Genomic DNA, 20,201 nt, shown 5'->3' on the forward strand with positions numbered 1-20,201 from the left:
AGCCCGGCTGCCCGCAAGGAACAACGGGCGGAGAACGACGCACGACCTGCGCGCGCCCCGCCCACCTCTCGCGCGAACGCGCGCTCAGTGCAGCTTGACGCGCGGCAGCGTCGTGCGCCGCAGCCAGTGCGCGACCGTGTCGAGCATCATGCGCGGATAGCCGTGCAGCGCGGCGATATGCATCCGGTACAGCGACATGTACATGAAGCGCGCGAACAGCCCCTCGATCAGCATGTTGCCGCCGATCAGCCCGCCCATCAGGTTACCGACCGCGCTGAAATGGCCGAGCGACACGAGCGAGCCCAGGTCGCGATAGGTGAATTCGGGCAGCGGACGCCCATCGAGCCGGCAGCCGATTGCCTTCAGCAGGAAGCTCGCCTGCTGGTGCGCAGCCTGCGCGCGCGGCGGCACGTTGCGCTCGTTGCCGGGCCATGCGCATGCCGCACAATCGCCGAGCGCGAACACGTTGTCGTCGGTGAAGGTCTGCAGCGTGCGGCGCACGTCGAGCTGGCCGAGCTTGTTGACCTGGAGGCCATCGAGATTGGCGAGCACGGCCGGCGCCTTGATGCCCGCGGCCCAGACCGTCAGGTCGGCACGTATTGTCTTGCCGCTCGCCGTATGGACGGCCCCGGGCGCCACCTCGGTCACGCGCTCGGCGAGCATCAGCCGCACGCCGATCTTTTCGAGCAGTTCGGCCGTCGCCGACGACACGCGCTCCGGCAACGCCGGGAGGATCCGCGGCCCCGATTCGATCAGCACGATGCCGACGTCGTGCCGCGGGTCGAGCTTGTGCAGCCCGTAGGCCGATAACACCTGCGCGGTGTTGCGCAGCTCGGCGGACAGCTCGACGCCGGTCGCGCCGCCACCGACGATCGCGATCTGGATGCGCGGCTCGGCCGCCTCACCCGGCGCGGTCGGCGCCGGCGCCTGATGCTCGGCGCGCATGCACGCGGCGATCAGCCGCTTGCGGAAACGCTCGGCCTCGCCCACGGTATCGAGCGCGATCGCGTTTTCCGCCGCGCCCTGCACGCCAAAGAAGTGAGTCGTGCTGCCGATCGCAATCACGAGCGTGTCATATTCCAGCTCGCGCGCCGGCAACAACTCCTCGCCGTCGCTGTCGTTGACGGGTGACAGCGTGATGCGCTTCGCCGCGCGGTCGAGCCCGGTCAACCCGCCCTGCTGGAACTCGAAGCCATGCCAGCGCGCCTGCGCCGCATATTCGAGCTCCTGCGTGAACGGGTCCATGCTGCCGGCCGCGACCTCGTGCAGCAGCGGTTTCCAGATGTGGGTCGGATTGCGGTCGACGAGCGTGACAAGCGCACGCGCAGAACGATTGCCGCGCGCGCCGTAACGGTCGCCGAGCCGCGTCGCCAGTTCCAGGCCGCCCGCGCCTCCACCTACGATGATGATCCGATGCATCTGTTCCCCCTTTGCGATTCGAAACTGCTGCCGCCGGACGATGCGAACGCGATGCATTCGCGCGACCCGGTGGATTAACCGGTTCGGACATCATCGATGTGCAGTTCGAAGCACCTCGATGCGCCCAACCCGGAACGCGGGGCGCGCATGCCCCCGTGTCAATGACATGCATTGTCCGGGAGCTTGCGCGTTGACCACAAGCAAACCATCTCGATATTCAGCATCCCTGCAACAATATGCCGCAGGAATCGGGAACCGCGCAACGGTGCGTCAGTGTGCCTCTTCCCAGTTCGCGCCGGCGCCCACTTCGGCCACCAGCGGCACCTTCAGCTTCGCCACGCCGCACATCATTTCGGGCAGTTTCTCGCGCACCAGCGACAGCTCGCCGTCGGGCACCTCGAGCACCAGTTCATCGTGCACCTGCATGATCATCCGCGACGCGAGCTTGTCGCGCGTGAGCCAGTCGTCCACCGCGATCATCGACAGCTTGATCAGGTCGGCCGCCGTGCCCTGCATCGGCGCATTGATGGCCGCGCGCTCCGCCGCCTGGCGGCGCGGGCCGTTGCCGCCGTTGATCTCGGGCAGCCACAGGCGGCGGCCGAAAACGGTTTCGACGTAGCCCTTCTCCTTCGCAACCGAGCGCGTGTCTTCCATGTACTGCGCGACACCCGGGTAGCGGGCGAAATAGCGGTCGATGTAGAGCTTCGCCGCATCGCGCGTGATGCCGAGGTTCGACGCGAGCCCGAACGCGCTCATCCCGTAGATGAGCCCGAAGTTGATCACCTTCGCAATCCGGCGCTGGTCGGAATTGACCTCCAGCGGCGTCACGCCGAACACCTCGGCGGCCGTCGCACGGTGGATGTCCTCGCCCTGCGAGAACGCGCGCAGCAGCGACGCGTCACCCGAGATGTGCGCCATGATCCGCAGTTCGATCTGCGAATAATCGGCCGACACGATGCGGTGGCCCGGCGACGCGATGAACGCCTCGCGGATCCGCCGCCCCTCGGCCGTGCGCACCGGAATGTTCTGAAGATTCGGATCGTTCGATGCCAGGCGGCCCGTGACCGCGACGGCCTGCGCGTAGTTCGTGTGCACGCGGCCCGTTGACGGGTTCACCATGCGCGGCAGCTTGTCGGTATAGGTCGACTTCAGCTTCGACAGCCCGCGATGCTCGAGCAGCAGCTTCGGCAGCGGGTAGTCCTCGGCCAGCTTCTGCAGCACTTCTTCGTCGGTCGACGGTGCGCCGCTCGGCGTCTTTTTCACGACGGGCAACTGCAGCTTGTCGAAGAAGATCTGCCCGATCTGCTTCGGCGAGCCGAGATTGAATTCGCCGCCGGCCAGTTCGTATGCCTGCCCTTCGAGCTCGATCAGGCGCGTCGCGATTTCGGTGCTCTGCGCCTGCAGCAGCGCATCGTCGATCAGCACGCCCGTGCGCTCCATCTTGCGCAGCACGAGCGACACGGGCATCTCGATCTCGCGGTACACGTGCAAGAGGCCCGGTTCGCGCGCAACCTGCGGATACAGCGCGTGATGCAGTTGCAGCGTGATGTCCGCATCTTCGGCCGCGTATTCGGCGGCCTGCGTGAGCGCGACTTCGTCGAAGCCGATCTGCTTCGCGCCCTTGCCGGCCACGTCTTCATACTTGATCGTCTTGACACCGAGATGACGCAGCGCAAGGCTGTCCATGTCGTGCGTGCGATGCGATTCGACCACGTACGATTCGAGCAGCGTGTCGTGCTCGATGCCGTTCAGCGCGATGTCGTAGTTCGCGAGCACCTGCGCGTCGTACTTCAGGTGCTGGCCGACCTTCTTGCGATCGGCCGATTCGAGCCACGGCTTCAGGCGTGCGAGCACTTCATCGAGCGGAAGCTGCTCGGGCATGTCGGGGCCGCGATGCGCAACCGGCAGGTAGGCCGCCTTGCCCGGCTCGACCGAGAACGACAGGCCGACGAGCCGCGCGAGCATCGGGTCGAGCGCGGTCGTCTCGGTGTCGAACGCGGTCAGTTCGGCCGCGTCGATCTTCGCGAACCAAGCATCGAACTGTTCCCAGGTCTGGATCGTGTCGTATTCGCGCACGACGTCGGTCGCGATCACCGGGGCCGGCTCGCCTTCCGGCGCATCGGCGCCGTTGCCTTCGGCCTGTGCGCTCTCGACTTCGCGCAGCCACGTCTTGAAGCCGTAGCGCGCGAAGATGTCGCGCAGCAAGTCGCGTGCTTCACCGTCGGTCTTCAACGACGCCTCGATCGATTCGAGATGCGGTGCGAGATCGCAAGCCGTGTCGACGGTCACGAGCTGGCGGCCGAGCGGCAGGAAGTCGAGCGCGCGGCGCAGGTTGTCGCCGACCACGCCCTTGATCTCGCCCGCGTGTTCGATCACGCCGTCGAGGCTGTCGTACTGCGCCAGCCATTTCACGGCCGTCTTCGGCCCGCACTTCTCGACGCCCGGCACGTTGTCGACGGTGTCGCCGATCAGTGCGAGGTAGTCGATGATGCGCTCCGGCGGCACGCCGAACTTTGCGATCACGCCGTCGCGGTCGAGCGTCTCGTTGGTCATCGTGTTGACGAGCGTGACGTGGTCGGTGACGAGCTGCGCGAGATCCTTGTCGCCGGTCGACACGATCACGTTCATCCCGTGCCGCTCGGCTTCGCGCGCGAGCGTGCCGATCACGTCGTCGGCCTCGACGCCTTCGACCATCAGCAGCGGCCAGCCGAGCGCGCGCACCGCGCCGTGGATCGGTTCGACCTGCAATGCGAGGTCGGGCGGCATCGACGGACGGTTTGCCTTATAGTCGGCATAAAGGTCGTCACGGAACGTCTTGCCCTTTGCATCGAACACGCAAGCGCTATACTCTGCACTGACTTCCTTGCGCATACGGCGCAGCATGTTGATGATTCCGTAGAGCGCTCCGGTCGGCTCCCCGCCAGGGCCACGCAAATCAGGCATCGCATGGTAAGCCCGATACAGATAGCTCGAACCGTCAACCAATAGCAGGGTCTTACCTTCCAGATTTCGTTCTTCAGGCATTATGAACAAGAGAAAAGTGATTCCGAGTCTGCGTTCGCTCGCAGATCAAGAACGCGCGACGGCCAAGAAGGCGCGCGCATCGTGGCAGATGTTCACGATTATGGCAGAGTTTATCGAGGCGACCGAGTACCTGTCGGAGATCCGCCCGGCTGTCAGCATCTACGGTTCTGCCCGCCTCAAACCCGATACGGCGCACTACAAGCTCGCGGTGCAGATCGCCCGCAAGCTGTCCGACGCCGGCTTCGCCGTGATCTCCGGCGGCGGCCCGGGCATCATGGAAGCCGCGAACAAGGGTGCGCACGCCGGCAAGGCGCCGTCGGTCGGCCTGAACATCGAGCTGCCGCACGAGCAGGCCGGCAACCACTACCAGGACATCTCGCTGCGCTTCCGCCACTTCTTCACGCGCAAGGTCACGTTCGTGAAGAATTCGGATGCGGTGATCGTGATGCCGGGCGGCTTCGGCACGCTCGACGAACTGTCCGAAGTGCTCACGCTGATCCAGACGAAAAAATCGCGCCTCGTGCCGATCATCCTCGTCGGCAGCGAGTTCTGGCAGGGGCTGCTGCAATGGTTCCGCGACCAGCTGATTCCGAACGGCCTCATCAATCCGGAAGACATGGACCTGATGCAGGTGATCGACGATCCCGACCAGGTGCTCGACGCGGTGCTCGCGTTCTACGAGGACAGCGGCGAGGAAGAAGGTTCGGACGATGAAGGCCATCCGCCGCGCCCCGAAGAAGACCGGATGTTCTACCTGTAATCCATCCATGACGATCGCCGGCCCGACGGCCGGCTCGCCCCTCCCGCGCGGCAGACGTGGCGATTCCGCCACCTGCCGCGTGTCACTTTGTAACGCGCCATTAATCGCGCTTCGCGGCCGCGCGCCACCGAATGTGAAATCCGCGCCGCCGGTGCCGTGCGACGCGCGCCATCATCCGCACACGCAGGCCGCCATTGTCAAATGACACGGCCCGACGCCCGCATCCGGCGCCTGCCGGCCGCAATCCTCCGTAACAACCCCGCCTCGCATTTTCCGTCGCGCGCCAGCACACTGCATGTGTCGGTGCGGCGTTCCCCCGGTGGAACGGTCCCCCTCGCTTCCATCGCGTCGCGCCGGCCTTTTATAACGACACCACGGAAAAGAACATGCAACGCTCGCTGATCGCCCTTGCCTTCGCCGGCCTCGGCCTTTCGCTGTCCGGCCTCGCCCACGCCGTCAATGTCGACGTCAACATCGGCACGCCCGCGCCGGTCGTCGTCGCGCCCGCGCCCGTCATGGTCGCCCCGGCACCCGCGGTGATCGTCGGCTGGCATGGCGACCGCTACTGGGACGGCCGCCGCTACTGGGAACGCCGCGAGTGGGACGACTATCAGCGTCATCGCGGCCACGGTGATCGCGGCTATCACTGCCCGCCGGGACACGCGAAGAAGGGTGAGTGCTGAGCGCGTGATCGCCGGGCCGCTCGGCCCGGGCACTGAAGCACTGGCAAAAAACAAAAGGCCGCACGCGAACCAACATTCGCGTGCGGCCTTTGCCGTTGCGGGTGCTGCGGCGCGGTGCCGTCGACGTTACTGGAACGCCACTTCCGCAAAGCTCCGCAGCTTCCGGCTATGCAGCTTGTCGAGCCCGTTCGTGCGCAGGATCTCCATCGCCTTCACGCCGATCTGCAGATGCTGGTCGACCTGCCCACGATAGAACGTGTCGGCCATGCCCGGCAGTTTCAGCTCACCGTGCAGCGGCTTGTCCGAGACACACAGCAGCGTGCCGTACGGCACGCGGAAGCGGAAGCCGTTCGCGGCGATCGTCGCGCTTTCCATGTCGAGCGCGATCGCGCGGCTCTGCGACAGGCGCTGCACCGGTTCGCGATGGTCGCGCAGCTCCCAGTTGCGGTTGTCGACGCTCGCGACCGTGCCCGTGCGCATCACGCGCTTCAGTTCGACGCCATCAAGCTGCGTGACCTCGGCCACCCCGCGTTCGAGCGCGAGCTGCACTTCGGCCAGCGCCGGAATCGGCACCCACAGCGGCAGGTCGGCGTCGAGCACGTGATCCTCGCGCACGTAGCCGTGTGCGAGCACGTAGTCGCCGAGACGCTGCGTGTTGCGCAGCCCCGCGCAGTGGCCGAGCATCACCCACGCGTGCGGACGCAGCACCGCGATGTGATCGGTGATCGTCTTCGCGTTCGACGGGCCGACGCCGATGTTGACCATCGTGATCCCGCTGCCGTCCGCGCGCTTCAGGTGATACGCGGGCATCTGCGGCAGGCGCGGCGGCGCGTTGCCTTCGGCCGGCTCGCTGCCGAGGTTCGCGTTGTAGGTGACGACATCGCCCGGCTCGACGAACGCGCTGTACTGGCTGCGGTAGGCACGCACCTCGGGATCGTCGCTCTCGGTCATCACCGTGCGGCCCAGCTTCACGAACTCGTCGATGTAGAACTGGTAGTTCGTGTAGAGCACGTAGTTCTGGAAATGCGTGGGCGACGTCGCCGTGTAGTGGCGCAGCCGGTGCAGCGAGAAGTCGACGCGCGCGGCCGTGAACAGCGCGAGCGGATGCGGCTCGCCCGGCGCCGGCTCGAACGTGCCGTTGACGATGCGATCGTCGAGATACGACAGGTCGGGCGTGTCGAAGATGTCGCGCATCGCGAGCAGGCGGTCGCGGTCGAGCTCGCCCTCGAGATGGATGCCTTCCGGAAATGCGAAATGAATCGGAATCGGCTGCGACGACACGCCGATCTCGATCTTCACATGGTGGTTCTTCGCCAGCAGGCGCAGCTGCTCGCGATAGTAGTTCGCGAAGAGATCGGGGCGTGTGACCGTCGTCTCGAATACGCCGGGGCCCGCGACGAAACCGTACGAGCGGCGCGAATCGACGTGCGTGTTGACGTCGGTGCGGATCCGCACGAACGGGTAGCACGCGCGCACGTGCTCGGTAATCGATTCGTGGCGGCGATAGCGCGCGAATGCGTCGCGCAGGAAGCCCGTGTTCGTGTCGTAAATGGCGGACAGCCGCGCGACGGCGGCGATCGGATCGTCGAAAGCCTCGACCGACGGGCTTTCGGGCGTCAGCACACGGTGCCGGCGGCTCAAGTCGTTCTTCATTTTGATTACCTCGTCTGATCCGACGACATTACCACGGAACCCGGTCGCCTTTATGGCTGCCCCTACGCACGCGAGGGCCGGATGGGGCGCAGTATTTGCTAAAATCGGCGGGTTCACTGGAGACTCATCATGAAGCCGCTCATTCTCGTCGCCGCTGCCGCCGCGTTTGCCGCCGCCAGCGTCGCTTACGCCGCCGGCGGCACGCCTGACGCCGACGCGCAGGCCCGGGCCGAGGCCAACGAGGCCGCCGGCCTGCCCGATCTCCGCAAGATCAACCGGCCGGGCGCCGAAGTCACGTCGAAAGTCGACTTCGCCGACATCCGCCGCACGCCGAGCTTCCACGAAAAGAGCAAGAACGGCACCGAAGTCACCGAGTACCGCGATCGCGGCAAGCCGGTCGAGATCGACGTGAAGTCGAACTTCGGCACGCGCTACCAGATGAGCTCGACGCCCGACACGTCGCCGAAGCCGCACGACGCGGGCATCCCGATCACGCGCCTGCCGTCGCTGAACCTGCGCTACTGATTCCGTGGCGCGCGGCACCGAATGCCGCGCGCCGCCTCCCTTCACCTGATGTCGCGACGCACGCCGCCCGCGTGCCGACACCCTGACCTGACGCATCCCGCATGGCCGTTTTCACTGCTGTTTCCGACTCCGATCTCGCGCAATGGATGCGCCACTACGAACTGGGCGACGTGCTTGCGTTCCGCGGCATTCCGTCCGGTATCGAAAACAGCAACTTCTTCCTGACGACGACGCGCGGCGAGTACGTCCTCACGATCTTCGAAAAGCTCACGGCGCAGCAACTGCCGTTCTATCTCGACCTGATGCGCCATCTGGCCGGCCACGGCGTGCCGGTGCCGGATCCGATCCCGCGTGACGACGGCGCGCTGTTCGGCGAGCTGCACGGCAAGCCGGCCGCGATCGTCACGAAGCTCGACGGTTCGGCCGAACTGGCGCCGGGGGTCGAACACTGCATCGAGGTCGGGCAGATGCTCGCGCGCCTGCACCTCGCCGGCCGCGACTATCCGCGCACCCAGCCGAACCTGCGCAGCCTGCCGTGGTGGCGGGAAAACGTGCCGGCGATCGTGCCGTTCATCACGGATGAGCAGCGCGCGCTGCTGGAAGGCGAACTCGCGCACCAGGCCAGCTTCTTCGCGTCGGCCGACTACGCGGCGCTGCCGGCCGGGCCGTGCCATTGCGACCTGTTCCGCGACAACGTGCTGTTCGCGCACGCGGCGCCCGGCACCGGCCACGACGTGCGGCTCGGCGGTTTCTTCGACTTCTATTTCGCGGGCTGCGACAAGTGGCTGTTCGACGTCGCGGTCACGGTCAACGACTGGTGCGTCGACCTCGCGACCGGCGTGCTCGACGTCGCGCGCGCCGACGCGCTGCTGCGCGCGTACCAGACCGTGCGGCCGTTCACGGCCGAGGAGCGCCGCCACTGGAGCGACATGCTGCGCGCGGGCGCGTACCGCTTCTGGGTGTCGCGCCTGTACGACTTCTACCTGCCGCGCGCGGCCGAGATGCTCAAGCCGCACGACCCCGGCCATTTCGAACGCATCCTGCGCGAGCGTATCGCGCATACGCCCGCGCTTCCCGAGATCCACACCGCATGCAACTGATCGAAGTGCCCGCCAAAACGGGCTATGTCTGGTTCCGTCAAGGCGTCTGGCTGTTCCGCCGGAACCCGCTCGCGTTCATCACGCTGTTCTTCACGTACCTGCTGGCGATCACGCTGATATCGATGGTGCCCGTGATCGGCTCCGCGTTGCCGCTGGTATTCATTCCCGGCGTCGCGGTCGGCTTCATGGCCGCGTGCCGCGACACGGTGGCCGGCAAGCCCGTGATGCCGACGATCCTCGTCGACGGCTTCCGCTCGTACGGCACCGTCGCGACCCAGCGGCTGCTCGTGCTCGGCGTGCTCTACGTCGCGTCGATGGTGGTCGTGTTCGCCGCTTCGTCGTTCGTGGACGGCGGCGCGCTGTTCCACGTGATGATGGGCGCGGCCGACGAAGCCAGCACGACGCCGGAAGCGCTCGCCGCACAAGGCACGCTCGGCGCGCTGTTCTTCGCGACGCTGCTGTACCTGCCGGTCGCGATGCTGTTCTGGTTCGCGCCGGTGCTGGTCGCGTGGCATGACGTCCCGCCCGCCAAGGCGCTGTTCTTCAGCGTCGTCAGCTGCTGGCGCAATCGCGGCGCGTTCGTCGTGTATGGCGTGCTGTGGTTCGCCGTCGCGCTCGGCACGTCGCTCGCGCTGTCGCTGCTGCTGCAGGCGCTCGGCGCCGGCGCCTATGCGCTGACGATCATGATGCCGGTGACGATCATCATCGTCACGATGCTGTACTGCTCGTTCTACGCGACCTATCGCGGCTGCTTCGGCGTACAGGAACCGGGGGCGACGACCACCACGTCGGGCCGCTGAAGTCTCTCCGGCCGGCGCGCGGCGCCGGCCCGCCGTTCTTCGCGCCGGGTGGCCTCCCGGCGCCCTCGCCCTTCCCCCGCCTCCGGCAGCCCCGCTCGTCGCCGACCGCCCCTGTTCATCCCGATCTTTTGCGCGCAAAATAATTTGCGTACAAATTGTTCGCGCGTTCGCCGCGCCGCCCGAATCATGGACCGCCTGCCTCCGCTGCCCCAGACACTCGACGAGCAACTCTGCTTCGCGCTCTACTCGACTTCGCACGCGATGACGAAGGCGTACAAGCCGCTGCTCGACAAGCTGTCGCTGACCTATCCCCAATATCTCGCGATGCTCGTGCTGTGGGAACGCGACGACATCGCCGTGAAGGACATCGCCGCGCGGCTCGACCTCGACCCGGCCACGGTCACGCCCCTGCTGAAGCGGCTTGAGGCGCTCGGCTACGTCGAGCGTGTGCGCAGCGCAGCCGACGAACGCATCGTGAACGTGCTTGTGACGCCGGAAGGCCGTGCGTTGAAGGAGCGCGCGCGCTCGGTGCCCGCCGATCTCTTTTGCGCGATGCAGCAATCGCCCGACTTCCTGGTCAGGCTGCGCGCCGATCTTCAGCAGTTGCGCGACGCACTGTCGGCCGCCAACGAACGCTGACAGCCGAGCCTTGATGAACCGGCCCGACACTGTCGGGCCTTTTCTTCAAAAAATTCATTTGCACACAAATGATTTGTGTTCTATTGTTTGTAGGTGGCCGGCGACACCCCGTTCGACCGGGCCGCTTTTCCTCCCTTTTCCAGACAGGAGCTGCACGATGAACATTCTGTACAAGACCAGCGCCACGAGCACGGGTGGCCGCGACGGCCGCGCGGTATCCGCTGACAACAAGCTGGAAGTGAAGCTGGCCGCGCCGCGCGAACTCGGCGGCACGGGCGCGGAAGGCACGAATCCGGAGCAGCTGTTTGCCGCAGGTTACTCGGCCTGTTTCCTGAGCGCGATGAAATTCGTCGCGGGCCAGGACAAGAAGGCGCTGCCGGCCGACACGCAGGTCACGGCGGAAGTCGGCATCGGCCCGAACGACGCAGGCGGCTTCGGGCTGGACGTCGAACTGCGCGTCTCGCTGCCGGGGTTCGACAAGGCCGACGCGCAAGCGCTGGTCGAAAAGGCGCACCACGTGTGCCCGTATTCGAACGCGACGCGCAACAACGTGCCGGTGCGCCTGACGGTCGTCTGACGCGACACAAGGCCTGGAATGCAAAAAGGGCGCGTGCGGCATGGTGCCGCACGCGCCCTTTTCTGCTGCGTGACTCGCCGGAGCGGCGGACCTGACTGCCCGCCCTGCGCTCCTTAGCGCGAACCGAACGTGTACGGGCGGTTCATCGCCGCTTCGCGATCGATCTTGCGCATGCGGAATTCGAGATCATAGATGTCGGTGGCTTCGGCCAGGTACGCGTCGGCGCGCTCTTTCGAGGCCTTTTCAGCGTTCTTGGTCAGCATCAGGAAGAGGTGGCTCAGCAGGTACATGGTTGATCTCGCAATCCAAAGGTTCTTTGACTAGGGTTTTCCCGAATTATAGGGAAAACCCTAGTCTTTGGCCAGCGTCGATCAGAAGGTGCGTCGTTAGGTCGCCACAGTGCGGCGCTGGGTTTCGAAAAAGGCCCAGATCATCGCGCTCGCATCGGGGCCGACCGCCGCGTGGAACGGCACGGCTTCGTCGCCGCCGGCCCACGCATGGTCGAGCCCTTTCACATGACAGAGCCGCACGACCGGCTCGCCGTCGCGGCAGACATCGGTGATCTGCGCGCCCGCGTCGCGCGTCTCGACCCGTTCGCCGCCACGCAACGCGCCGCGGCTGTCGGCAAGCCCGTTCAGGCGCATGAATTGCACCGTCAGCTGGTCGGCATTTTTCGGCGCGACCACGTGGTCACCGTCGCCCTGGACGACCAGCGCCGGCATGCCCGGATACGCGGCGGCATCGACCAGCGCGTCGACGGCCGCCGCCGGGTTCTGGCGCACGCCGCGCCGCATCACATCCATCGCGGTAATGCCCGAGGTCGCCTCGCCGAGCGCCGGGCCCGAATGCAGCGCCACCGCCGCGAAACGGTCCGGATGGTGCAGTGCGAGAAGCGACGCGAGACCCGCGCCGGCCGACAACCCCGCGACATAGACACGCGACGCGTCGAAACCGTGTTCGTCGACGAGCGCGTCGACGAGCGACGCCACCGCGTTCGCCTCGCCGCGGCCCGCGCGGTCGGTATCTTCATACCAGTGCCAGCAGCCGTGCGCGTGCGCGCGCAGCGACTGCTCCGGATACAGCACCGCAAAGCCGTGCTTGTCGGCCAGCAGGTTCATCCGCGTGCCTTGCACGAATTCGTCGACGGACTGCTGGCAGCCGTGCAGCATCACCACGAGCGGCATCGCGCCACGCCGGCGGCCGGGCGGCACATAAAGGCCGTATGCGAGATTCTGGACGAGGCGCCCGAGCGCGGGGGCCATCGGATGTTCGCCGCGCGTCCACTCGCCGGCCGCCCATGCGGCCGCGCGCGGTCGCACGCGCGATTCGCGCGGCGGGGACAGATCGGATACGGCGGCGGAGGCCGCAGCCTCGAGTGCATCGCGTGTGATGCGCTGCGCATCGCGCGCCGAGCGTTTGGCGGCCGGAGACAGCATGCGTTTCATGCCGCCCAGCCACACCTTGGTCAGACTTTTGGTCATCGATCGGGCTCGCAGTCAGGAAAAATAGGGGCACCACAGCGGATGCATCGTTCGTCTTTGTGCAATGCACCATAACATTGTTTCTCGGACTTTTCCTGCATGCGGATCGTTCCCGGTCGCGCAAAAAACGGGGCTCATGCGCACGCGGCGCTATACTGGGGCTTCGCCGCTTGTATCCGTTGTAGTCGTTCTTTCCGGCTCGCGCGTTGATTTAAGCATCCTCCCCGCCTTCGTTCGTCCCCTTCCCGATGTTTGACCTGTCGTCTCACCTGTGGATCATGATCACCGCGTTCGGCGGCGCCGGCCTGACCTTGCCGCTCGCGATCACGATCGCCGTCTGGCTGGCGCTCGGCTATTCGTGGCAGCGCGCGGCCGCGTGGCTCGGCGTGCTCGCGGCCGCGATCGGCGTGGTCGCGCTCACGAAGATCGCATTCCTCGGCTGGGGGATCGGCATCCGCAAGTGGGATTTCACGGGGTTCAGCGGCCATGCGATGCTGTCGACGTCGGTCTATCCGGTCGCGATTTTCCTGGCGCTGATCCGCACGCGCACGCCGGTGCGACTCGCCGGCATCGCGCTCGGGCTCGCGGCCGGCGTCGCGGTCGGCGTGTCGCGCGTCGCGCTCGATGCCCATTCGCCGTCCGAATCGATCACCGGCTGCATCGTCGGCGCGATCGCCGCGATCGCGTTCATCGCCGGTTCGTGGCGCGCGGTGCCGCACCGCTGGTCGGTGCCCGCGGTCGTCGCGAGCCTCGCGCTCGTGACCGTGGCGCTGCACGGCATCACGGTGCCGTCACATCGCTGGGTCACCAAGGTGGCGCTGCAACTGTCGGGCCACGAGCGTCCGTTCGTCCGCGCGCGCTGGAAGGCCAACCCGAACTACCGCCCTGCTTCGCAGCCGTCGTCGCTGCAGCGCACCCAATCGTCGCCGCACACGCTCCGTACGTGACCGGCCATCCGGCCGTCGCGTTCGCCACTTTTCACGTCTGACCATTCCATGCGCGCCGTCGCATGAGCGGTATGTCGAGCGTTATAACCCGCCCTATATTACGATTACGGTTTCCACCCATTCAAAACGAATCCACCATGCGCTCAACCGTCCGTCCGCTTCGCCGCACCCTGCTTCGCCTGCTGCCGATCGCCACGCTTGCCGCTGCCGGTATCGCGTTCAGCGCGCCCGCTTCCGCTGCCGACGAACTGGTCGTGTCGGCCGCTGCCAGCCTGACGAACGCGTTCAAGGCCGTCGGTGACGCGTACGAGAAGCAGCATCCGGAGACCAAGGTGCTGTTCAACTTCGGCGCGTCGGACGTGCTGATGCAGCAGATCACCAAGGGCGCGCCGGCCGACGTGTTCGCGTCGGCCGACCAGAAGGCGATGGATCGCGCGGCGGACGAAAAGGTGATCGTGCCCGCCACGCGTCGCGATTTCGCGGCGAACTCGCTCGTGCTGATCGTGCCGGCGGACAGCAAGGCCGCCGCGCCGACGGCGCTGAACGACCTGACCGCGCCCGGCGTGAAACGCATCGCGTATGGCGACCCGGCATCGGTGCCGGTCGGCCGCTACACGGAAGGCGCGCTGCGCGCGGCCGGCGTGTGGGATGCCGTCAGCGCGAAGGGCGTGCTGGCCGCCAACGTGCGCCAGAGCCTCGACTATGTCGCGCGCGGCGAAGTCGATGCGGGCTTCGTGTTCGGCACCGACGCCGCGATCATGCCGGGCCGCGTGAAGGTCGCGCTGACGGTGCCGACGAAGACGGCCATCACCTATCCCATCGCCGTGGTCAAGGACAGCCGCCACGCCGCGCAGGCGCAGTCGTTCATCGACTTCGTCGCGTCGCCGCAGGGCCAGGCCGTGCTGTCGACATTCGGCTTCAAGCCCGCGGGCAAGTGAGCGTAGCGCGATGCAAGACGCCTGGGTACCGCTGCTGCTGTCGTTGAAGGTTGCCGGCTGGGCAACCGCGCTCGACATCGTGCTCGGCGTCGCGGCCGCGTTCATGCTCGCGCGCTGGCGCTCGCCGCTGCGCGACGTCGTCGATTCCGTGCTGACGCTGCCGCTCGTGCTGCCGCCGACGGTACTCGGCTATTACCTGCTCGTGCTGCTCGGCCGACGCGGCGTGTTCGGCGCGTGGCTCGACACGCTCGGCATCGAGCTCGTCTTCACGTGGCAAGGCGCGGTGATCGCATCGATGGTCGTCGCGTTTCCATTGATCCTGAAGTCGGCACGGGCGGCGTTCGAAGGCGTGGATCCGCACCTCGAACGCGCGGCGCGCACGCTCGGGCTCGGCGAAGTCGCGGTGTTTTTCCGCGTGACGCTGCCGCTCGCCACGCGCGGCATTCTCGCGGGTGCGCTGCTCGCGTTCGCACGCGCGCTCGGCGAGTTCGGCGCAACGCTGATGATCGCGGGCAACCTGCCCGGCCGCACGCAGACGCTGTCGGTCGCGATCTACGCGGCCGTCCAGGCCGGCGACGACAATACGGCCAACTTCCTCGTGCTGGTGACGTCGATCACCTGCGTGCTCGTACTGCTCGCGACCGGCTGGCTCGTGCCGTCGCGTGCCCGGCGGGACCAGCTGACATGATGCGCTCGCCTCGTTCATCGCCTTTCGCTATCGAGCGGCTTCGACGGAGGCACGCATGAGCCTCGTCGTCGACATCCGCAAGACCTACGCAAACGCCGAACGCCGCTTCACGCTCGACATGTCGTTCACGGCAACGACGCAGCGCGTCGTGCTGTTCGGGCCGTCCGGTGCGGGCAAGAGCATGACGCTGCAGGCGATCGCCGGCCTGCTGTCGCCCGACGAAGGCACGATCACGCTGAACGGCGAACCGCTGTTCGACGCCGCTCGCCGCATCGACGTGCCGACCCGCGAGCGGCGCGTCGCGTACCTGTTCCAGGATTACGCGCTGTTTCCGCATCTGAACGTGCGCCAGAACATTGCATTCGGGCTCACGTCGGGGCTGCGCAACCCGCGCGCGAAGACGGTGCCGCCGGAAGTCGCGTACTGGCTGCAGGCGTTCGATCTCGAGGCGCTCGCGGGGCAGTATCCGTCGCAATTGTCGGGCGGGCAGAAACAGCGCGTCGCGCTGGCGCGCGCACTGGTCGCGCAACCGCGGATCCTGCTGCTCGACGAACCGTTCGCGGCGCTCGACGGTGCCATGCGCCAGCGCATGCGTCACGAGCTCGCCGAGTTGCAGGCGCGGCTCGATATCCCGATGGTGCTGATCTCGCACGACCCCGACGACGTCGCCGCGTTCGGCGACCAGGTCGTGCAGTTGAGCGAAGGACGCGTGCAGGCGGCTCCGCCGCACGCCGAGTGGCCGACGCGCGTCACCTGAGCGCGCGAGGCCGTGGTCGTGGCAGGCAGGTTGGAGCCTGAGAGAAGCCGCGCGTAGCGGCATAGGCTGAAAGCGGAAACGAAGCCGGTGCCGTGCAGGCGCTGTGCGATGCCGGCTTCGCCCCGCCCGTCACATGACAGTCGATGCGCGCCGCCCGGCCTGCTTCGTCAGCCCGTCACCGCAAGAATCACGCTCGACGCCTTGAACAGCGCGATCGCCCGCTCGCCGGCGTCGAGTTGCAACGCCTCGACGCTGTCGTTGGTCACGACGGCCGTCAGCGTCCCGCCGCCGTCGAGCGCCAGCGTCACCTCGCTGTTCACCGCGCCCGCCGCGACGGTTTCCACGCTGCCGCGCAACTGGTTCCGTGCGGACACCTTCAACTCGGGTTCGCCATCGTCGACCGCGAGCACGACCCACGATGCCTTCACCAGCGCGCAGGCGTTCGCGCCGACCTGCAGGCCGAGCGCATCGGCGCTCTCGTGCGTCAGCACGGCAACGATCGGCTGTCCGCCGGGCAGCGTGAGCGTGACTTCGTCGTTGACGGTGCCGCGCACGATCGATGCGACCTTGCCGAACCACTGGTTGCGTGCGCTGGTCTTCATCCCGATCCGGCCGATCAGCGCCCAGTCGACGTCGAATCCGGCCACGGCCGCGCTTGCTGCCTCGATGAACCGGCGATGCTCGCGCTCGATCGTGCGGAACGCGGCGATCAGCGAAGTGGCGCGCGGCGTCAGCGTCGTGCCGCCGCCGCCCTTGCCGCCCGTCGAGCGCGCGACGAGCGGTTCGCCGGCAAGATTGTTCATCGTGTCGACCGCATCCCACGCGGCCTTGTAGCTGAGGCCGACGGCCTTCGCCGCGCGCGTGATCGAACCGGTGTCGCCGATCGCCGCGAGCAACGCGATGCGCGTGGCGCCGCCGAGCGTCTGTTCGCCGGCGCGCAGCCACAGCTCGCCGCCCAGTTCGAGCGGTTCGGCGGACGGGAACGAATGCGGTGCGTCGGTCATCGGAATGCGTAGGGAAATCGGGCGGCCATTATAGTCAGCGCGTGCCGGTCAACCCGGCTTGCCGTCGAGCTTCGGCGGCCGCAGGCTGGCCAGCAGCGTCTCGGCGTCGCGCGCCGCGCGCTGCTCGAGCGCCGCGCCGTAGCCACGCACGAACCCGAGCTGGTACGGCGGCGCAGCCAATTTTTCGAGGTGCTGCAGCGCGACCATCGTGTCGTTCGCTTCGCCGAGCACGCTCTGCACGCGCGCGAGTGTCTTGACCGTGTCGGTGCGCGTGCGGCGCGACGCCAGCGACGCGAAGAATTCGAGCGCATAGCGCAGCCGCTTCGCATCGATCCGCACCTGATGGCGCGCGGCCGTGTCGAGCGACGTCAGCGACGGTGACGCGTACAGATGACCGAACAGCCGCCGCACGCGCTTCGTCGCGTGGCGCCGCAGCGAAGGCGCGTCGCCGTCTTCGGCCGACGGCAGCGCAAGCGAGCTCAGCCACTCGAGCCAGCCGAGCGTCAGCCGCGCATAGCGGGCCGAATGCAGCGCCTGGCGCAACTCGACCCGCGCGGCCGCGCACTGCGCGCGCGCGGCGTCGAGCGTGCCGTTCCACTCGCCGTCGCCGCCGTCGGCCGCGATCAGCGCGGGCAGGCTTTCGGTCGCGAACACGTCCCAGTCGCGCACCGTGCCGAGCAGCGACGCAAGCCAGCGCAGGTCGACACCGAGCGTGTCGCGCCACCGGCGGTCGGCAAAGCGCGGGAAGAAGCGCATCAGCGTGCGCAGGCGGCGCAGCGCGACACGCATCTGGTGCACGAATTCGGGATCGTCATGCTCGAGCACCCCGCCCTCGTTGCCGAGCCACTGCGCGGTGATGTCGCCGGACAGCGCGAACAGCGCGGCGCGCTGCATGCGCACGCCGCTCAGGTCGACGGGCTTGGCCTTGACGGGCCCGTCGGCAGCCGGCTCGGCCGCGCATGCGCGATCGATCACGCTCGTCAATTGCACGAATGCGGGCCACGCACCGCTCAATTCGCGCGCCGCGGCAAACAGCGCATGCAGCGCGGCAGTGCGCGCGGGCAGTGTCTCCCAGTCGGGCGCCGCAAGGCGCAGCTCGACGAAGCGACGCGGCGGCTCGCTGCCGCGATGCAGCGTGACGTCGTCGAGCGTCATCTCGACCACGACGCCGCCGTCGTCGGCCCAGCGCCCGCGCCGCCGTTCGCTGACGAGGCGCAGCGCCGACGATTCCGGCTGCACGCTCGGGGACGGCGGCGCTGCGGCGTCGGGCGGGACGCCGTCCACTTCATCTGCCGGTGCATCGGCGGCGGCCGCAGCGGCCGCCTCGGGCACGGGCAGCGGCATCGCGACGGCGATGCCAGCATGCTCCGCGTCGAACAGTTCGCGCGCCGTGACGCCCGGCGCAAATGCCGTCGTGCGCGACGCGACCACCCGCCTGCCGTGCGCATTCGACTCGACCCACGTCCACCAGCTCGCGCCGGGGCTCGACTCGGCCTCCTCGATCTGGCACGGCTCGATCGTCACGCGCTCATGGCCGCGGCGCATCCGGACCTGCGGGCAGATGCGCCACGCGCGCACGAGTTCGGCGCCGAAATCACGCTGCGCCCCCCGGGCGCGACTCGCGGCCTTGACCGGCCACCCTTCCAGCGACAGCGACAACACGATTTCCAGCACACGCGACATGGAGGCTCCTGCACATGAAGAATCGCCGGCGCATCATCCGCGCCGGCGTCGACCGTGAAGCTGCTTCCATAGTACACGTCGCCCAAATTCGCAGGCGACGATCTGGCCCTGTCGTGCTGTCGCAGGTCAAACGGCGTATTGCGCGAGGCCGTTGCCGAACGACCAGTCCTCCTTCAGCACCTCGACAAGACTGATGAATACGTCCTGCTGCCGCACACCCGGCTGCTGCGCGAGGTTGTCCGCGATCGCCCGGTACAGCGCCCGCTTTTGCTCGAGCGTACGCGTGTTGTTCGCGGTGATCTGGATTATCACGAGATCGTCGCTGCGTTCGATATCGAGGTAGTGACGACCGAACACGAAGTTCTCGGCCGCATGCTCGGTGACGACCATGAAGATGTCGTCCTCGGGCACGTTGAACGTGTGCATCAGCGCGCGATGCACGCCGTCGACGAGCGCCGCACGGTAGGCGGCCGGCTTGCCTTCGCGCACTGCGATACGGGTGAATGGCATGGTCCTGCTCCTGTCGGTGAAGTTGACGTTGAAGAACGGAAACACAGCGTCAGGTTAGGCGCGCCGAACTATAATGAACAGTCATCAATGAATATTTCATCCATTTCCATTGAAAATGAAAGTCCTTGATCTCGATGCGGTCCGCGCGTTCGTGCTGGTCGCCGATCTCGCCAGCTTCACGCGCGCCGCCGACGCGCTCGGCACCACCCAATCGGCCGTCAGCCTGAAGCTGAAGCGACTGGAGGCCCACCTCGGCAAGCCGCTGCTCGCGCGTACGCCGCGCGTCGTCAAGCTGGCCGCCGACGGCGAGAATTTCCTGCCGGCCGCCCGCGCGCTGCTCGATGCGCACGATCATGCGCTGGGCGCGATCTCGGCCGGGACGCACCGGCTGTCGCTCGGCGTCAGCGAGCACGTCGCGGTGCCCGACCTGCCGGCCGTGCTCACGAGCCTGCATCGGCAGGATCCGGGGTTGTCGCTCGAAATGCATCTCGGCACGTCGACGAACCTGCTCGCGCAATACGACGAACGCCGGTTCGATGCGGTGATCGTGCGGCACGAGCCGGGCGAAGACCCGCCGCGCGAAGACGGCACGCTGCTGTTTTCCGAACCGCTGGCCTGGCTCGCTGCGCCGGACTGGGTGCCGCGCGCGGGCGAGCCGCTGCCGCTCGCGGTGCTGGCCGGCCCGTGCGGCGTGCGGGCCGCCGCGCTGCGCGCGCTCGACCATGCGGGGCGGCCGTGGCGCGAGCGCTTTACGGGCGGCGGCGTGGCGGCGGTCACGGCCGCCGCCGCCGCGGGGCTCGCCGTCTGCCCGCTGGCGCGGCGGGTCGCGCCGCGCACGCTGGTCGACGTCGGCGCGAAATTCGGGCTGCCGCCGCTGCCGCTGTCGCAGGTCGTGCTGTATTCGCGCGTACGCGACGCACGTGCCGGCGCCGCATTGCGCAGGTTTGCCGACAGCCTTGCAATCTCGGCGTAAACTAACGGGTTTCGCCGCCCGCAATCTCCAGAAGAATTCC

Annotated in this window: 20 protein-coding genes; 12 read left to right on the top strand and 8 right to left on the bottom strand. The window is 67.4% G+C overall.

Translation table 11 applies throughout. The features are described from left to right. Positions 1 to 84: 84 nt before the first annotated feature. Together CFB45_RS25950 and polA are read right to left on the bottom strand one after the other, a co-directional pair. Positions 85 to 1,419: an NAD(P)/FAD-dependent oxidoreductase gene (locus CFB45_RS25950; protein WP_089428006.1), complete on the bottom strand. Its 1,335-nt coding sequence runs from the start codon at positions 1,417 to 1,419 to the stop codon at positions 85 to 87. A gap of 270 nt (positions 1,420 to 1,689) precedes the next feature. Next, positions 1,690 to 4,443, bottom strand: coding sequence for a DNA polymerase I (polA, locus tag CFB45_RS25955; protein WP_089428007.1), 2,754 nt, complete (start codon positions 4,441 to 4,443; stop codon positions 1,690 to 1,692). Position 4,444: 1 nt separating this feature from the next. Here polA and CFB45_RS25960 point away from each other — a divergent pair, with 1 nt between their 5' ends. After that, positions 4,445 to 5,203: a TIGR00730 family Rossman fold protein gene (locus tag CFB45_RS25960; protein WP_089428008.1), complete on the top strand. Its 759-nt coding sequence runs from the start codon at positions 4,445 to 4,447 to the stop codon at positions 5,201 to 5,203. Between the two features lie 386 nt (positions 5,204 to 5,589). Next, complete coding sequence (locus CFB45_RS25965) at positions 5,590 to 5,886, top strand: hypothetical protein (protein ID WP_089428009.1); 297 nt, start codon at positions 5,590 to 5,592, stop codon at positions 5,884 to 5,886. Positions 5,887 to 6,012: 126 nt separating this feature from the next. Here CFB45_RS25965 and CFB45_RS25970 read toward each other — a convergent pair whose 3' ends face one another. Further along, positions 6,013 to 7,539, bottom strand: coding sequence for an AMP nucleosidase (locus CFB45_RS25970; protein WP_089428010.1), 1,527 nt, complete (start codon positions 7,537 to 7,539; stop codon positions 6,013 to 6,015). 129 nt (positions 7,540 to 7,668) lie between these two features. On the opposite strand from CFB45_RS25970, the gene CFB45_RS25975 reads away from it, so the two are divergent. The 5 genes from CFB45_RS25975 to CFB45_RS25995 all read left to right on the top strand — a co-directional run bounded on the left by CFB45_RS25975 (position 7,669) and on the right by CFB45_RS25995 (position 11,180). After that, positions 7,669 to 8,064, top strand: a complete 396-nt coding sequence (locus CFB45_RS25975; RefSeq protein ID WP_039358086.1) for a hypothetical protein — start codon at positions 7,669 to 7,671, stop codon at positions 8,062 to 8,064. A gap of 101 nt (positions 8,065 to 8,165) precedes the next feature. Then, on the top strand, positions 8,166 to 9,164 hold the full coding sequence (locus CFB45_RS25980) for a homoserine kinase (RefSeq protein WP_089428011.1): 999 nt from the start codon (positions 8,166 to 8,168) through the stop codon (positions 9,162 to 9,164). Continuing rightward, positions 9,155 to 9,964: a BPSS1780 family membrane protein gene (locus CFB45_RS25985; protein WP_089428012.1), complete on the top strand. Its 810-nt coding sequence runs from the start codon at positions 9,155 to 9,157 to the stop codon at positions 9,962 to 9,964. Before CFB45_RS25980 ends, CFB45_RS25985 begins: the two co-directional genes overlap by 10 nt. 186 nt (positions 9,965 to 10,150) lie before the next feature. Beyond that, a complete protein-coding gene (locus CFB45_RS25990) occupies positions 10,151 to 10,603 on the top strand; it encodes a MarR family winged helix-turn-helix transcriptional regulator (protein ID WP_089428013.1) in 453 nt (150 codons plus the stop codon). Between the two features lie 157 nt (positions 10,604 to 10,760). Further along, complete coding sequence (locus CFB45_RS25995) at positions 10,761 to 11,180, top strand: organic hydroperoxide resistance protein (protein ID WP_011355825.1); 420 nt, start codon at positions 10,761 to 10,763, stop codon at positions 11,178 to 11,180. Between the two features lie 113 nt (positions 11,181 to 11,293). Here the strand turns inward: CFB45_RS25995 and CFB45_RS26000 are convergent, their stop codons facing one another. After that, positions 11,294 to 11,470: a DUF3563 family protein gene (locus CFB45_RS26000; RefSeq protein ID WP_069251078.1), complete on the bottom strand. Its 177-nt coding sequence runs from the start codon at positions 11,468 to 11,470 to the stop codon at positions 11,294 to 11,296. A gap of 96 nt (positions 11,471 to 11,566) precedes the next feature. Beyond that, the gene (locus tag CFB45_RS26005) at positions 11,567 to 12,661 is read right to left on the bottom strand and encodes an extracellular catalytic domain type 1 short-chain-length polyhydroxyalkanoate depolymerase (protein WP_089428014.1); all 1,095 of its coding nucleotides are present in this window, start codon (positions 12,659 to 12,661) and stop codon (positions 11,567 to 11,569) included. Between the two features lie 248 nt (positions 12,662 to 12,909). Here CFB45_RS26005 and CFB45_RS26010 point away from each other — a divergent pair, with 248 nt between their 5' ends. The 4 genes from CFB45_RS26010 to CFB45_RS26025 all read left to right on the top strand — a co-directional run bounded on the left by CFB45_RS26010 (position 12,910) and on the right by CFB45_RS26025 (position 15,991). Further along, positions 12,910 to 13,608, top strand: coding sequence for a phosphatase PAP2 family protein (locus tag CFB45_RS26010; protein ID WP_089428015.1), 699 nt, complete (start codon positions 12,910 to 12,912; stop codon positions 13,606 to 13,608). Between the two features lie 137 nt (positions 13,609 to 13,745). Further along, positions 13,746 to 14,546: a molybdate ABC transporter substrate-binding protein gene (gene modA, locus CFB45_RS26015; protein WP_089428016.1), complete on the top strand. Its 801-nt coding sequence runs from the start codon at positions 13,746 to 13,748 to the stop codon at positions 14,544 to 14,546. A 10-nt stretch (positions 14,547 to 14,556) separates the two neighbouring features. After that, positions 14,557 to 15,234, top strand: coding sequence for a molybdate ABC transporter permease subunit (gene modB / locus CFB45_RS26020; protein WP_069251074.1), 678 nt, complete (start codon positions 14,557 to 14,559; stop codon positions 15,232 to 15,234). Positions 15,235 to 15,289: 55 nt separating this feature from the next. After that, positions 15,290 to 15,991, top strand: coding sequence for a sulfate/molybdate ABC transporter ATP-binding protein (locus CFB45_RS26025; RefSeq protein WP_089428017.1), 702 nt, complete (start codon positions 15,290 to 15,292; stop codon positions 15,989 to 15,991). A gap of 167 nt (positions 15,992 to 16,158) precedes the next feature. Here CFB45_RS26025 and CFB45_RS26030 read toward each other — a convergent pair whose 3' ends face one another. The 3 genes from CFB45_RS26030 to CFB45_RS26040 all read right to left on the bottom strand — a co-directional run bounded on the left by CFB45_RS26030 (position 16,159) and on the right by CFB45_RS26040 (position 19,188). Next, positions 16,159 to 16,995 (bottom strand): TOBE domain-containing protein, encoded by an 837-nt coding sequence (locus CFB45_RS26030; RefSeq protein ID WP_089428018.1) that lies wholly within the window; start codon positions 16,993 to 16,995, stop codon positions 16,159 to 16,161. Positions 16,996 to 17,043: 48 nt separating this feature from the next. Beyond that, complete coding sequence (locus tag CFB45_RS26035; RefSeq protein WP_089428019.1) at positions 17,044 to 18,678, bottom strand: CHAD domain-containing protein; 1,635 nt, start codon at positions 18,676 to 18,678, stop codon at positions 17,044 to 17,046. Positions 18,679 to 18,804: 126 nt separating this feature from the next. Further along, positions 18,805 to 19,188 (bottom strand): tautomerase family protein, encoded by a 384-nt coding sequence (locus tag CFB45_RS26040; protein WP_089428020.1) that lies wholly within the window; start codon positions 19,186 to 19,188, stop codon positions 18,805 to 18,807. 115 nt (positions 19,189 to 19,303) lie between these two features. Between CFB45_RS26040 and CFB45_RS26045 the strand changes: the two genes are divergently transcribed. Beyond that, on the top strand, positions 19,304 to 20,161 hold the full coding sequence (locus tag CFB45_RS26045) for a LysR family transcriptional regulator (RefSeq protein ID WP_039358052.1): 858 nt from the start codon (positions 19,304 to 19,306) through the stop codon (positions 20,159 to 20,161). The last annotated feature ends 40 nt before the right edge of the window (positions 20,162 to 20,201 follow it).

Source organism: Burkholderia sp. HI2500, from assembly GCF_002223055.1.
Taxonomy (GTDB): Bacteria; Pseudomonadota; Gammaproteobacteria; order Burkholderiales; family Burkholderiaceae; genus Burkholderia.

What these genes read in the sequence shown, in the direction of transcription:
- CFB45_RS25950 (WP_089428006.1), bottom strand. Translation starts at nt 1,419, where the DNA reads ATGCATCGGATCATCATCGTAGGTGGAGGCGCGGGCGGCCTGGAACTG.
- polA (WP_089428007.1), bottom strand. Translation starts at nt 4,443, where the DNA reads ATGCCTGAAGAACGAAATCTGGAAGGTAAGACCCTGCTATTGGTTGAC.
- CFB45_RS25960 (WP_089428008.1), top strand. Translation starts at nt 4,445, where the DNA reads ATGAACAAGAGAAAAGTGATTCCGAGTCTGCGTTCGCTCGCAGATCAA.
- CFB45_RS25965 (WP_089428009.1), top strand. Translation starts at nt 5,590, where the DNA reads ATGCAACGCTCGCTGATCGCCCTTGCCTTCGCCGGCCTCGGCCTTTCG.
- CFB45_RS25970 (WP_089428010.1), bottom strand. Translation starts at nt 7,539, where the DNA reads ATGAAGAACGACTTGAGCCGCCGGCACCGTGTGCTGACGCCCGAAAGC.
- CFB45_RS25975 (WP_039358086.1), top strand. Translation starts at nt 7,669, where the DNA reads ATGAAGCCGCTCATTCTCGTCGCCGCTGCCGCCGCGTTTGCCGCCGCC.
- CFB45_RS25980 (WP_089428011.1), top strand. Translation starts at nt 8,166, where the DNA reads ATGGCCGTTTTCACTGCTGTTTCCGACTCCGATCTCGCGCAATGGATG.
- CFB45_RS25985 (WP_089428012.1), top strand. Translation starts at nt 9,155, where the DNA reads ATGCAACTGATCGAAGTGCCCGCCAAAACGGGCTATGTCTGGTTCCGT.
- CFB45_RS25990 (WP_089428013.1), top strand. Translation starts at nt 10,151, where the DNA reads ATGGACCGCCTGCCTCCGCTGCCCCAGACACTCGACGAGCAACTCTGC.
- CFB45_RS25995 (WP_011355825.1), top strand. Translation starts at nt 10,761, where the DNA reads ATGAACATTCTGTACAAGACCAGCGCCACGAGCACGGGTGGCCGCGAC.
- CFB45_RS26000 (WP_069251078.1), bottom strand. Translation starts at nt 11,470, where the DNA reads ATGTACCTGCTGAGCCACCTCTTCCTGATGCTGACCAAGAACGCTGAA.
- CFB45_RS26005 (WP_089428014.1), bottom strand. Translation starts at nt 12,661, where the DNA reads ATGACCAAAAGTCTGACCAAGGTGTGGCTGGGCGGCATGAAACGCATG.
- CFB45_RS26010 (WP_089428015.1), top strand. Translation starts at nt 12,910, where the DNA reads ATGTTTGACCTGTCGTCTCACCTGTGGATCATGATCACCGCGTTCGGC.
- modA (WP_089428016.1), top strand. Translation starts at nt 13,746, where the DNA reads ATGCGCTCAACCGTCCGTCCGCTTCGCCGCACCCTGCTTCGCCTGCTG.
- modB (WP_069251074.1), top strand. Translation starts at nt 14,557, where the DNA reads ATGCAAGACGCCTGGGTACCGCTGCTGCTGTCGTTGAAGGTTGCCGGC.
- CFB45_RS26025 (WP_089428017.1), top strand. Translation starts at nt 15,290, where the DNA reads ATGAGCCTCGTCGTCGACATCCGCAAGACCTACGCAAACGCCGAACGC.
- CFB45_RS26030 (WP_089428018.1), bottom strand. Translation starts at nt 16,995, where the DNA reads ATGACCGACGCACCGCATTCGTTCCCGTCCGCCGAACCGCTCGAACTG.
- CFB45_RS26035 (WP_089428019.1), bottom strand. Translation starts at nt 18,678, where the DNA reads ATGTCGCGTGTGCTGGAAATCGTGTTGTCGCTGTCGCTGGAAGGGTGG.
- CFB45_RS26040 (WP_089428020.1), bottom strand. Translation starts at nt 19,188, where the DNA reads ATGCCATTCACCCGTATCGCAGTGCGCGAAGGCAAGCCGGCCGCCTAC.
- CFB45_RS26045 (WP_039358052.1), top strand. Translation starts at nt 19,304, where the DNA reads ATGAAAGTCCTTGATCTCGATGCGGTCCGCGCGTTCGTGCTGGTCGCC.